Origin of the sequence: Methanosarcina sp. (assembly GCF_049706645.1) — an archaeon.
Taxonomy (GTDB): domain Archaea; phylum Halobacteriota; class Methanosarcinia; order Methanosarcinales; family Methanosarcinaceae; genus Methanosarcina.
The window spans coordinates 1-12509 of the sequence record NZ_JBNAKP010000053.1 but is presented as its reverse complement, the minus strand read 5'-3'; the positions used below and the strand labels follow the sequence as shown (position 1 = coordinate 12509).

Below are 12509 nucleotides of genomic sequence, written 5' to 3'. Positions count from 1 at the left end.
GATTTCGCGGCCTGAAGAGTCATTGACTATAAGCTTGATATCACGGTTTTTCCAGAGGGCTTCGATTTTACCCCAGATATCCGAAGGCAGGTTTATAGTAATCTGGAGAGTGTCCTCTTTCTCCAGATTCTGGTTTTTCGGGATTACCATAAAACCGTCTTCAGAAAACCTGTCAACCGCACTGCCTTCAGGCAGGATTACAGGGTGTTCTCCCTGCCATTCTAGGGCTTCCATTCCTGCATAATTCAGGCAACGAGCAAGGTCGAATGAGGCAAGGTTAATGGCACTCTGCCTGGGATCAGTATTCTCGGTCGTGTAAATGGTCTCAGCGATTTCGCTATCTATTTTCAAGAGGTAAACCGAAGTAAAGGTTGCAGTAAGCAGAATAAAAATTCCGATTACGGCATAGGGAATATACGCACAGGTATCTTCAATGAAGAGTGAAAATTCGTCAGATAGTTTTCCTGCCATCAACCCTACCCCAAAAATAGAACAAATTAAACATAAGTACAACTGAAGTAAAAAATTATTAGAGTTCTTCCCCAATAAATACTTTACTTCTCTACTGGAGAAATAGATCTGGCTTGAGAATAGAAAATAATTTGCATTGAGCGTTGATTTAAAACTTTAGTAAAATGGGCTGATGAGTCGAAACACGCTTATAAGCTGTTATAAGTGAATAATACTTTATATTATTTCTTACAATCTTATACTGTATGAAATTTCAAACAATCTTAACCCTGGTTTTTGTACTCGTTCTTATGAGTACGACAGTAAGTGCAGCAACGACGACCGTAAATCCGCATGAAGGCCGGACCTATATGGTAGGCGGAGATGGTAAACTTATTTCTCTTGTCAATTACGACAATGCTAAGAATCCTACATATTCACAGCTTGTCGAATTTATCAAGAAAGATTCCACAGATCGAAAGAAATACACCTCTACTTATGTCTGTAGCGACTTCGCCGAAGACGTCCATAACAATGCAGAGAAAGCAGGTATTAAAGCGGGATGGGTAGCCATAAACTTTAAACGAGGTTCAGGCCATGCCTGCAATGCCTTCAAGACGACAGACAAGGGGCTTGTGTATATAGACTGCACAGGTTCCCCCTCTCAGAAAGGAAGCTTTGATAAAGCTATCACATTGAAGAAAGGAAAAGCTATAACAACTAAGTCTCTGTATCCACCGATGCTTAGATGGTCTGGATTGGGAACAGTAAAAAGTTTTAAAGTTTACTGGTAATGTACTGGTGATATACTGGTAATGCACTGGTGATATACCGGTAAATACTGGCAATGTACTGGCAATATACTCTTCTCTTTTTAAAAACGAGGTTTAGTATTTGAATTAATTAACTAATCAGTGTTTAGTTATTTTGAATAATTTAATAAAAATTATTTAAATAATTATACAAGTTATTTAAACAGTTTATTATATATTGTGAAAATGACGCTCGACAGGTAGTTTTGCTTTATGTATCCGGCACCGCCGGGTCTGGAAGGATTGACCAACCGGTTATAAAAGTTTTTTGATAGTTTTACACCCGCTGTGTCAATATATTTGTAAAACAGATAGCTCAACGGTATTATAAATAAAACAGACAGGACACATGAAACCAGAACAGCTGCACCATATGGTAATACCGGTTGCAGGGCGAGGAAGAGTGCGCAGGTGAAACTGCTTATTACCAGGAAATGTATCAGGTACAGGGAGTAGGATATTTTTCCTAGAAAGACCGGCACCGGGGAAGAAAATACATTTTGCAGCCAACGGCTGTTCAATAAGACATACATTACCATGCCGGCACCCAGAATATGATAGCCAAACTTTGGTGTCTGGAAAAGACCGTTATTGAGAAATCCGTATAACGAATCGTTTGTCACTGTGCCTACAGGGTAGGACCCAAGAAACAACCCCGAAACCAGTATGGTAAACAATATTACTTTATTGCCTGTCTTAAACACCGACTTCTTACTGTTGAACGTATCAGCAAGCCCCATTCCTATTATAAAGGCCAGATAATAGGAGTTGAAGAAAAGCACTGCTGCCGCAAAGTAGAATGTCCAGCGGGTACGTTGCGGTCCGAACAGTAATGCCATTGCGAAAACGAGCATCGACCCATAAAACTCTATTGTCATTGTCCAAAAAACCGGATTGTAGGTCTCATCCCCTGCAAAAAACGTTCCCCACGTAGCCTGCTTAATCGCGTCGACAAGATCCGGTGTAAAGGTCCAGTAGCTGGCATAATTATTATTTCCGGAAATCATTACAGTTTCAGTATAATAGTGGAATACTCCGGTTGATGCCAGTAAGAACGATAATATTGTAGCTGCTAATACCGGAACAAACAATCTTATATATCGGCGCACTGCACCGCTTATAATTATGCTCCTGTCTTTCGTTTTAAAATATTTTTGGGTTAATACGTAGCCACTAAGAACAAAGAAGATACAGACCGAAAAGTTCCCGGCACCAATTAATCCAAGTGGTGTGCTCGAAACAATCTGTTCAAGGTTTCCGAAGTGCGATGGCATCCGGTCACTATAGATCATCGCCGGGACTAATACTATGAAGAAATGCATTATCATAACATTAATCGCAGCTATACCGCGCAGCCCATCAAGATAGGTAATCTTCTCGGTCATATTTATCGCTCAAAGAGGATTTTACTCAAACGGTTTTTATAGTTAGCCGTGGTCCGGAATTTAATAAACTAAGCTCACGACCACCCTAACCGGGTTATATCCGCCAGTGTGGCGGCAGGTGGGATCTGGTGTGTTAGCTTTTCCAGGCCGGCCATGTCGTTTCAATATCCTCACCGGCTCCCTGGATACCATCGTTTCCGTTTAAATTCTGGTTTTAGTCTGGTTTTAGTCTGGTTTTTTAGTTTTATCTTAGTGTGTCTTGCTCTCGAATAACGATAGCTACAGATAAAATAAGTCTTTCCATTTGTTCCAATCAATATTTTACCGGATCTTATTCTCAAACCCGATTGATATCGAAAATAATTCGTAATAGTTTAATGGAATTTTAATTAATTCTCCTGATTAGAAAAGAATTCCTTTGATTAATTTATAAGTAGGTGACATAAAAAAGCCTATTGTATAAATTGTATAATAGAATGAGTCATATTTTTTAATACAGAGAGATATATTTTTTCAAATCAACAAAAAATTCCGAAAAATGGATTCTCCCGAATCCAGTTAATCTCCACTAATTTCTTTCTACTTACCTGGACTTCAATCTTTCAGAATGGTACTCCCGTCATCACAGTTAGCTATGAACACGCCATTGTTGAGGACACCGCCGGGAACATTAATTATTCTGTCCTCTAGCCAGATTCTGCAATTCTCAGAAATTAAACACCCCTCTTCTTTCTGGAATAATGAAGAGTGTTTGAAATAGTTTAATAGTACAGTATCCGGGGTTTCCTCATAGAGTCCACACTCTTTGAATTTTTTATTTATATATACGTCGAATGTACCGTCATCATGGAGAATAAAGTGGGTTGTTCTGTTGGTGTATTTTCTGGGCATAGGGATCACATCGGTTTTAACAAATTAAGTTACATAATTTCGTTTTTCAACTTAATGCATAGGGTTTCGCTTTTGATGCTGTTTTATTTCATGTATATAATAGTTTTTGTTTTTATTAATTTCATCACATTTGCAACAGCATCTACAACAGCAATAAGCCATAATAATATAAGTTTTGTCTCTTTAAAATCGGATTTTTACCCGGGTTGCGGGTACAAAAAATCAACGCATGATTTTTATCATTACTTTAGTGAATCTTGCCCACGAATCAGGCGATATTCCAGAAGGAAGAAATCCTTATCGCCCACTTCTTTTTTATCGAAAAGAAAAGTTTCAATCCCTGTTCTGGTGACCCCCCTGTACAACGGGTTGCGAGAGTCGTTGATCTTCATGCATGGCTATAGCTTTCCGGATATATTTCAGCTTAAAATCCCGGAGATTCAAATAGCCCTGTCGCGAGATTTGTCGTCAATAACAAGAAGCTCTCCACGGATTTACCTGAAAGAAGGATTCAATTCACAGCCTCGCTTATCCTGGCAATATTGACCTCTCTATTAAAGGTGGGTAACAGGTATCTCGAATTTTTTTGTACGCCAGTGAAAATTCTTACAGAACTTCCCAGTTTTAAAAGTCGCCTTAACCAGAAAACAATTTTCTGTTTTTACAATATTTTCTCTCAAAAATCAAACTATTTTTCACGTTATTGTAGAATTGTCTCACAACTTATTATCTCATAATAGGAATCTGTAATACGGCTATATTCACGGCATGTCTCCCAATTATTATTTTTTGCAATTAACCCGACTGCCAGATGTTACCTGACTGCCAGATTTCACGTTAGATCTATGAATTTCATGTAAATTTCCCCAAAGACTCTCTAAATTTGTACTCCAAATACTCTCTAAAATTTTAACCCAAAAATTTAATATACAACAGTAGCTAAAATATTATTACGTTGGGTGGAGATAAGGGGGTACCTCCGAATTTCTAAATTTATTTTTATTGAACTCCAGAGAGCCTCGTCTAAAAAGTTGATAAGTATACAAATAAATTTAAAATGGAAGGGACAGAATAATAATAGGTGGTAATATTGGGAGACAGCGTTGAATATGGTCGGTACGTAAAAGTGCCTGGAAAATTCCCTGAATCTATAAATGGTGTGGCCAAAGTCGGTCTATCTAAAGATGAGCAAAAAGTTTTACAGGGGTTTGTGCATAACAAGGCTGAACAGAAAATCGACTATTACGATAGAAAGATAGCTGAAATGAAGCAAAAATATGACATGGACTTCCCAGCCTTTCAGAATAAAATCTATTTGGGGGCGAAAGAGGTAGATTTTGAAGAATGGAATGATTTCGTACTCTGGGGAAGTTACGTCAAAGCATATCGATACTGGGCACAGTTCTGCTGAGCTGAATCTTAAAGTGCCGGCAATTCTGGTATCCCTCCCGAACTTTCATATGAACAGAACTCTTATCCAGTGGAGGACAAGTACCATTTATTTACCGTAATCTAAAAAACGCGACCATAACCATTCAATTATTTCCCTGACCTGCCGGACTGTATGGCTACCATCTACCCGGATCGAGGAAGAGAAAAGTTTTGTGCAGCTATCGAATTCTGTGCAGCCTTTGAAACGATTGTATAAATTGCTGGAGAACAGTTTATTTAGAATAGTTTATCCATTCCTGAATTTATGCAATTTTAAAATTGAGCTTTATAAGTGTTTACTGGTATTGAGCGTCGTAGCTAATTTCTTTGGAAATCCTTTCTGAAATTAATTTAATTTTTGCTTCTTTCCCCAGAGTATCCCTCGAATGATAGTTTCTTGCGCAGTAATCGATCTACTTATCGTGACACCTGGGCTCGAAATTTATTATTAGAAACATTGTTTCAAAACCGTTTTAACATAGAGTATCTATTATAAAAATAGTCACAGTTTTTCAATGCTTACGCAGAAATTACAGTACGTATTTAATATATTAGATTTATCAGGCGCAGGTGCATTTTATCGGATACCAATACTGACTAAAAGTTTGGAGGTATAATAATCATGAGCGATATATGCCGTAACTGTGGTGGTAGGGGCAGGGAAAGGTGCTTGAGCTGTGACGGTACAGGCGGGGAGTGGAGAGAAGTTGAGGGTAAAATGGAATGGGAAGAATGTTTATTCTGCCTTGGAGATGGAGTCAATAACTGTATCAACTGTGATGGAACAGGCAAGATCTGATTAGTTCAGAATTCATAAAAACATACAGTAGAGATACTATCATTTATTAAGAACTGCATTTTTAGTTTTTCGATTTCATTTCTAACTTTCAATTCCGTTAAAATTTGTTTTTCGTGCCGACGGTCTGTCTAAATTTCCCCGAATCCTTTACAGCTTTGAGAAATCAAAAACCTGCGAGTATCTGGAGGATTGACAACGAATGTTTTGTAGATAAGATCAGTTTCACAATTTAGAAATATCTTTCCTTTTTCTTTACCCCTAATTTTCTTCATGGAAAGAATTTATAGAAACAACGTTGTATAAAATAACTGAGCTTTTTGTATTGCTCTCGAAAGCCGTATAACTGTAAAGAAACAAGCTGTATTATTATGAAGAGCAGTTAGAATCATTAGGGAAAACAGCTTGAATAACTATGAAGTATATTTTATAATTGTAAAGAGCCACTTTATATAATTACACTCTTATATAGTATTAAAAATACACAGGGGAAAACCAATGACTCACGATGATTACATGCTGATTATGGGATCGAACGTGTACGCAGATCCATTATACAGGTTGTCATATCAACCTGATAGGAATTCCGGAGACAGGACGCTTTTATTCACCCTGGAAAATTGCGATGACGGCTTGATTTTGACAACCGAGATCCTGGACGAAAACTTAGAACTCATAGCAAAAATCGATCGAAATGAAGTTATAGAGATCAACGAAAACTTTGATGTGCAGGGAGAAATCGAGAAAGGAAACGGTCTCACGCTGACAAGGAAAGAAGACAGTGCTGTTATTTTTAATGCTAGAATTACCGAAGACCAGTACGTAGAGGTGACCGGAACTTTTTATGTAGGAGGCAAGAAAATTCATATAACTGACCGCACCGTGGAAATAAACGATGTGCCCAGAAAAACCGTAAACGGTGTGGATATGCATGATACCATTTTTGTAGGGACCTGCGATATTACGATAACCGACGACGGGGTGAAGGTTTAAAGCTCAGCAGATCAATTTTTCAGTTAATCAATTTCTTAGTTCCAACTTTTTTTATCAGTTAACTGAAAAATGAACCTATGGCTGTTCCTGGAACGGTCTAATGTGGTATAATTATGTAAGAACACTTTACTTAGAATATTTTTCTGCTCTGATCGATTCCTGACAGCCGATAAAAGGTAAGCTTACCTGCTGCCCGGGACTATGCGCGGGTCGAAAGTCATGCCTTTTATATAGATAATATTAAAAAGAGGCGTGAAAGTTTTCTATTTTTGCTTTTAAAACCCTTCTGGGCCCATATCCGGCTCCCTGCCAGGTTTGATTTCTTTGCTCTTTAGAAATTCGGCATATTTTTATCATTAAAATAGATTTGTCCTGCCGTCTCTCACAGAAACAATATATTTGTCGCAATTATTATTCAGGGTAAAGCAATATTATTAACCATCTTTTTAAGATTTAATGTGCAGGTTTTGAAACACATATTCTTAGCCGATGACTATCGATTGTATTTTTCAGTTTTGAGCTAATTGTCAATTACATGTTTTTGACAATTCTGAATCAGTGTCTCTATACTGATTTTAAGTACGCTGAATAGTTACTTGAGGATTTAAATAAAATTATGACAATAAAAAAGATCATAGCCATCGAAAAGACGAAGAGCAAATCCAGCCAGCGGTTGTACTGTACTTTTTGCAGGGATGGCGAAAACGGCAGTAACATGTGTCGTCAGGCTATAGCTTGGAGAAGGAAATAGAGAAAGAAAGGGGAAAAAGTATGGAAGGCATGGAAAGATATGTAGACGGATTTTTAATTCCTATCGCTAAAGACAGGGTAAACGAATACAGAGAAATGGCTCAAAAATCAGGTGAGATCTGGAAAGAGCTTGGTGCCCTGGAGTACTACGAATGTGTTGGGGATGATCTGGATATTGAAGAAATGGTTTCTTTCAAAAAGGCGGCTGACACCTCTGAAGACGAAACCGTAATTTTTTCCTGGATTGTTTTTGAATCAAGAGAACAAAGAGACCGGGTGAATGCGGCAATTATGAACGATCCCAGGATTAAAGAAATGATGGAGTCAGTCCCTGAGATATTTGACTACAGGCGCATGGCTTACGGTGGCTTCAAAACATTAGTGAGATTTTAACATAATATTTCTTTACAGCCGACCGCAAACAGCGGCTCAGAAGGCATTGGGCGGATGGGGGAGTCTACGAAATGACGGTAGCCTTTATGCTCTGGCGGCGGCTCGATACCCCAGGACATGATGCCTGTCGTCTGGAGGAAAACGATACCAGTTGGATTCTTGACGGTATGTCCGTTTTCTGCCAGAACGGAGTTCCCGCGAGCCTTGCTTACCGGGTCGTGTGCGATTTCAAGTGGTATACAGAGCGGGGATATGTGCAGGGCTGGATCGGCGCGCAGCCTGTCGAACTCAGTATCCAGCGGGAAAGAGATGGCGTGTGGACTCTTAATGGTGTGACCGTTTCCAATCTTGAGAACTGCATCGATCTGGATCTGGGTTTCACTCCGGCCACGAATCTTGTGCCATTACGCCGACTCGCTCTGCGCGAGGATCAGGCTGCCGACTCACTTGCCGCGTGGCTCGATGTGTCAGCAGGCATCCTGGAGGTTCTGCCACAACGCTATGAACGGCGAGCAGGGACAAAATACTGGTATGAGGCACCGAGCGTGGATTACGCTGCAATGCTCGAGGTCACCCAGATTGGGTTCATTCGCCGGTATCCGGGGCTGTGGGAGGCAGAAATGTGATAGTCCGAGAACGGTATATCCAACCATTGCTCATCGCAAAGATATTGTCAGCTAGCTTTTAAGATTTATATAAAGGGAGGGAAGTCGATATATGACAAAAAATAATAAAACAAAGATTACAGCAGAACCCGACAAACAGGAAATTGTTATTATCCGTGAGTTTGACGCACCTCGAGAACTCGTGTTCAAAGCATTCACAGATCCGGAGCTTTACACACAGTGGCTTGGGCCCCGAGGCTTCACAATGAAGCTTGAGATATTTGAACCTGAGGAGGGCGGCAGGTGGCGATATATTCACAAAGATCAGGACGGGAATGAGTATGCATTTCATGGAGTATATCATGAAGTCGCAGCTCCCGAGAGAATTATTAGCACATTTGAGTTTGAAGGGCTCCCGGAAAAAGGGCACGTCCTTCTCGAAATTGCGAGATTCGAAGCGTTACCAGGTAACAGGACCAAGCTGACATCTCAAGCTGTCTTCCAGTCGGTTGCGGACCGGGATGGTGATATCCAGTCCGGCATGGAAGAAGGTGTCAATGATTCGTATAACCGTCTCGATGAACTTTTAGAGAAGCTAGCTAAAGGATGGAAATAAAATCAGTCGATGATTCTGGAATAATAGACGGTATTTAAACAATAAGATATTGAGCGCTCTTTATACACCTAGCAGACCGCTGCATCTGATTGCAACGGCGTGACGGCTCCTTTGTTAATACAGGATGAATCGAAAATCAGTAAACTTTTGCAGATCTATAGGGAGTATTTTATAGGGCCAGCCAATTTTCCTTCATCAATACAGTTCTATGGGAGATACAATTTCATAATTCATTGATTTTTCTTTTTACTTCTTTCTTTAAAGTAAGATTCTTTACAGAACCAGTACAGCCAGAAGTAAATCATATAAAACTCCTAAGTATTTTATATATGGACATTCATGTATAATCTAGCAAGTATTATAATCATCCGGCAAAGATTGCTGATATTTCTGGACATTAATCAGCTTAGTCAAAAGGTTGACTTTTCAGGGGCTCTTCAGGATTTTTAGGTTTTATCAGTTACAGCAATTAAATGCCGAATGTAATCTAAGTTTTGAATATTTAAATTTTGAAGATATTGAAATATATCATACTCAGGGGAAAATTTTGCTTTCAAAACAGTACTTTTGAGCCAGATGTTGGGTGAGAGAAATGAGAAATTTTGGTGTTTATAAAAGGTGTATTCTCAGAATAACTACCGGCATGATATCGCTGGTGTTATTGCTGGGCTTATTGCTCGGATTTGGGGTGACAGTATGTGGTGCTTCTGTTGATAAAATATCCTTAAATCCGCCAATTGAAGGAGAGATGTTTGGCTGGTCAGTAAGTTCTGGTGATTACAATGGAGATGAATTAGCAGATGTCATAGTGGGTAATCCATTTGAAAATGGTGAAGTTCACGTATATTCTGGCAAAGACAGTTTTCCAATAACAGCTAATAAAACTCTTAACTTCCCGGATGGCAATGGTGGTTTTGGATTCTATGTTTCTTCAGGCGATACGAACAATGACGGATTTGATGATCTTGCTATCTCAACGGATTGGGGGGTTAACGAAGTTTACCTTTATAAGGGAACTTCAGAAGGATTAAAAGACACACCTGACAAAATAATTTCACCTCCTGCCGGATATCCAGAATATGGATTCGGTCACGGAATCTCCCTGGATAGTGACATAAACGGAGATGGATTTTCGGATCTGCTAATTGGTGCAGGCGATGAAAGCAGTATATTGTCAGATTTATCAAATCAATCGTCATATTTATACATTTATTATGGATCTGAATCAGGAATAGATAATCAAAATCCTTCATTTGTGTCGTATCCTGGCACGGGAGGGCACGTTGACGTTTCATCAGCTGGAGATTTAAATGCTGACGGTTTTGGCGACATAGCAATATCAGTAGCTAAACTGCCTTCAGCAAATGATTTTGATGTTTACGTATACAGGGGTTCACCTAACAAAAGCCTCGCCTCTCCTCAAAAAATTAGTATACCCACTCCTATCAGGGATGTTTACAATGGTGGTGCGGTTGCGTCAGCCGGGGATTTAAACGGAGACGGCTTTGACGACCTCCTGGTTGGGCATCAGTATGCGGATGGAGCCTGGAAGATGGAGGGAAAAGCCTATATTTTCTTTGGCTCCGGTTCAAACCTTTCTTCTTCTCCCGATGTAGTTATAGATAATCCCAATCCGCAGTATAATGTAAGGTTTGGAGCATCACTTTGCGGGATAAAGGATTTTAATTTTGATGGCTTTGATGATATCGTAATCGGATGCCCTTATAGTTTGGACAATGGGACTGCCTATATCTATTATGGTTCAGCTTCAGGTGTTACAAATTCTCCCTTTCTAAATTTGACTGAAGAAGGATATTTTGGATGGGCAGTCTCGCCAGCTGGCGATATAAAAGGGAATGGGCAAAACTTCATCATCGTAGGCGAAGAGTTTGGTGGGGCACATTTATACTCATTAAACTCATCGAATGATATCGTTCCACCAGATATTTCCATCTGCTCTCCAGCTCCTAAACAACGCTTTAAGACCCGTACCATACCTGTATGTGGAATAGCTTCTGATAATATTGACCTTAGCAGAGTGGAAATCAAGGTAAATGACTGCAAATGGCATACAGCATACGGAATATCTTCATGGACTTCTACAATAACGCTTTCAAAAGGGAAAAATACGATTTGTGCAAGAGCAATCGATGCTGCCGGAAATATTAAAAAAACATCAGTAAACGTTATTGTATGTTAAGTTAGTCCAATCTTGAGAATTGAATCAAAAACTGCAGGTTCAGGATGTGCTCTTTTTTGAGTACAAAGCAAGCACATGGATAATAGCCTGTGAAGTGAGGGAATATTTTTTTGGAAGTATTTCCTCCAATATTTTTTCCTGTACAATTCTCTACTTTAAGTGTTAGTGACTTTCCGTAACCGGACCGCTAAATATTGAATTAAAATTTTTGACTCATTTCAATTCAATTAAAAATATTTCCCCTGCCGGCAGTCTGCTGAAATCTAAAGAAAAATCGAAACCGTGATTTTTGTAGATTTAAAAGGTACTTTGCAGGGCGGTTAGTTTCACTTCATCGATATTTGACAGAATATGAATTCCAGGCGCTCTTGTCTATTCCACTCTTATCTGCTCCACAAGGACCATAAACATTCTCTTATTTGAAAGAGTGTGCTTTCTTTTGCATAGATGCTTTTATATAATTTGACCATGTAGTGTATGCATTGAAAATAAAGAGACGTATAATCTGTTATTAAAAACCAATTTTTGTTTTTTAATTTAAGGGTCTATACAATCTTGTTTTTAACTATTGACTATCTGCTAAAGCGGAGGTGAAACGAAAATGGCTTTTAATGACAGAAATTTCAGGGGAAATTCCGGAGGTTTCCGCGGTAACAGCGGACCAAGGGAAATGACAAAAGTAACCTGTTCCGACTGCGGTGTTGAAACCGAAGTACCTTTCAAACCCACAGAAGGACGACCGGTATACTGCAGGGAATGTCTTCCTAACCACAGGAAGTTCTAAAGATAATCTGCATCAGGTGTTGTAATTTTGTAATTAAGTTTGCATTAACGCCTGATTCATCTTTTTGTTTTTTTTGGTTTATTCTCTTTGTTTCTTTACTTATTTGCATCTCGTGCACAGGAAAAAGTAAGCACAAAACGGCATTGGGAGTAATAACTGGTACGAATCATTCAACTTTCAATTTATCAACTTTCAACTTATAAAAAATTTATTCAAAGATTATCAAGGAGGAATTAACCTGGCTAATTACAGAAGCACTATTAGAAAAAGAAGATCAGGATCAACAAAACCGGTAAATTCAGGAGATACCCCTGAAGTATCCAGGGTACGAGTCCCCCGTAAGGACCGAAATGAAGTTCTGGCAACGGTTGCGTGTTTACTCGGCTCGAAAAGGGTAACGCTT

11 protein-coding genes and 2 pseudogenes are annotated in these 12509 nt (G+C 39.2%); 10 read left to right on the top strand and 3 right to left on the bottom strand.

Features of this window, described 5'->3' with window-relative positions:
- Positions 1 to 471 (bottom strand): annotated as a pseudogene (locus ACPK8D_RS15645) (hypothetical protein); the annotation flags it as partial.
- A gap of 290 nt (positions 472 to 761) precedes the next feature.
- Between ACPK8D_RS15645 and ACPK8D_RS15640 the strand changes: the two are divergent.
- Positions 762 to 1244 (top strand): hypothetical protein, encoded by a 483-nt coding sequence (locus ACPK8D_RS15640; protein WP_424718781.1) that lies wholly within the window; start codon positions 762 to 764, stop codon positions 1242 to 1244.
- A 173-nt stretch (positions 1245 to 1417) separates the two neighbouring features.
- Here ACPK8D_RS15640 and ACPK8D_RS15635 read toward each other — a convergent pair whose 3' ends face one another.
- Together ACPK8D_RS15635 and ACPK8D_RS15630 are read right to left on the bottom strand one after the other, a co-directional pair.
- Positions 1418 to 2647, bottom strand: a complete 1230-nt coding sequence (locus ACPK8D_RS15635) for an acyltransferase family protein (protein ID WP_424718780.1) — start codon at positions 2645 to 2647, stop codon at positions 1418 to 1420.
- A gap of 594 nt (positions 2648 to 3241) precedes the next feature.
- Positions 3242 to 3538 carry a hypothetical protein gene (locus ACPK8D_RS15630; RefSeq protein ID WP_424718779.1) on the bottom strand — a complete coding sequence of 99 codons (297 nt, stop codon included), beginning with the start codon at positions 3536 to 3538 and terminating at the stop codon, positions 3242 to 3244.
- A gap of 1081 nt (positions 3539 to 4619) precedes the next feature.
- Here ACPK8D_RS15630 and ACPK8D_RS15625 point away from each other — a divergent pair.
- The 9 genes and pseudogenes from ACPK8D_RS15625 to ACPK8D_RS15585 form a co-directional block, all read left to right on the top strand.
- Positions 4620 to 4949 carry a hypothetical protein gene (locus ACPK8D_RS15625; RefSeq protein ID WP_424718778.1) on the top strand — a complete coding sequence of 110 codons (330 nt, stop codon included), beginning with the start codon at positions 4620 to 4622 and terminating at the stop codon, positions 4947 to 4949.
- A 642-nt stretch (positions 4950 to 5591) separates the two neighbouring features.
- Positions 5592 to 5768, top strand: a complete 177-nt coding sequence (locus ACPK8D_RS15620; protein WP_424718777.1) for a hypothetical protein — start codon at positions 5592 to 5594, stop codon at positions 5766 to 5768.
- Positions 5769 to 6263: 495 nt separating this feature from the next.
- Positions 6264 to 6758, top strand: a complete 495-nt coding sequence (locus tag ACPK8D_RS15615) for a hypothetical protein (protein WP_424718776.1) — start codon at positions 6264 to 6266, stop codon at positions 6756 to 6758.
- Between the two features lie 771 nt (positions 6759 to 7529).
- Entirely contained in the window at positions 7530 to 7901 is a 372-nt protein-coding gene (locus tag ACPK8D_RS15610; RefSeq protein WP_424718775.1) for a DUF1428 domain-containing protein, read from the top strand.
- A gap of 71 nt (positions 7902 to 7972) precedes the next feature.
- Positions 7973 to 8527 (top strand): putative glycolipid-binding domain-containing protein, encoded by a 555-nt coding sequence (locus tag ACPK8D_RS15605; protein WP_424718774.1) that lies wholly within the window; start codon positions 7973 to 7975, stop codon positions 8525 to 8527.
- A gap of 91 nt (positions 8528 to 8618) precedes the next feature.
- Positions 8619 to 9122, top strand: a complete 504-nt coding sequence (locus ACPK8D_RS15600; protein ID WP_424718773.1) for an SRPBCC family protein — start codon at positions 8619 to 8621, stop codon at positions 9120 to 9122.
- Positions 9123 to 9714: 592 nt separating this feature from the next.
- Positions 9715 to 11322 (top strand): FG-GAP-like repeat-containing protein, encoded by a 1608-nt coding sequence (locus ACPK8D_RS15595; protein WP_424718772.1) that lies wholly within the window; start codon positions 9715 to 9717, stop codon positions 11320 to 11322.
- Positions 11323 to 11923: 601 nt separating this feature from the next.
- Positions 11924 to 12106 (top strand): CxxC-x17-CxxC domain-containing protein, encoded by a 183-nt coding sequence (locus ACPK8D_RS15590; protein ID WP_048134822.1) that lies wholly within the window; start codon positions 11924 to 11926, stop codon positions 12104 to 12106.
- Between the two features lie 259 nt (positions 12107 to 12365).
- Positions 12366 to 12509: pseudogene (locus tag ACPK8D_RS15585) on the top strand (translation initiation factor eIF-1A); the annotation flags it as partial.

What these genes read in the sequence shown, in the direction of transcription:
- ACPK8D_RS15640 (WP_424718781.1), top strand. Translation starts at nt 762, where the DNA reads ATGAGTACGACAGTAAGTGCAGCAACGACGACCGTAAATCCGCATGAA.
- ACPK8D_RS15635 (WP_424718780.1), bottom strand. Translation starts at nt 2,647, where the DNA reads ATGACCGAGAAGATTACCTATCTTGATGGGCTGCGCGGTATAGCTGCG.
- ACPK8D_RS15630 (WP_424718779.1), bottom strand. Translation starts at nt 3,538, where the DNA reads ATGCCCAGAAAATACACCAACAGAACAACCCACTTTATTCTCCATGAT.
- ACPK8D_RS15620 (WP_424718777.1), top strand. Translation starts at nt 5,592, where the DNA reads ATGAGCGATATATGCCGTAACTGTGGTGGTAGGGGCAGGGAAAGGTGC.
- ACPK8D_RS15615 (WP_424718776.1), top strand. Translation starts at nt 6,264, where the DNA reads ATGACTCACGATGATTACATGCTGATTATGGGATCGAACGTGTACGCA.
- ACPK8D_RS15610 (WP_424718775.1), top strand. Translation starts at nt 7,530, where the DNA reads ATGGAAGGCATGGAAAGATATGTAGACGGATTTTTAATTCCTATCGCT.
- ACPK8D_RS15605 (WP_424718774.1), top strand. Translation starts at nt 7,973, where the DNA reads ATGACGGTAGCCTTTATGCTCTGGCGGCGGCTCGATACCCCAGGACAT.
- ACPK8D_RS15600 (WP_424718773.1), top strand. Translation starts at nt 8,619, where the DNA reads ATGACAAAAAATAATAAAACAAAGATTACAGCAGAACCCGACAAACAG.
- ACPK8D_RS15595 (WP_424718772.1), top strand. Translation starts at nt 9,715, where the DNA reads ATGAGAAATTTTGGTGTTTATAAAAGGTGTATTCTCAGAATAACTACC.
- ACPK8D_RS15590 (WP_048134822.1), top strand. Translation starts at nt 11,924, where the DNA reads ATGGCTTTTAATGACAGAAATTTCAGGGGAAATTCCGGAGGTTTCCGC.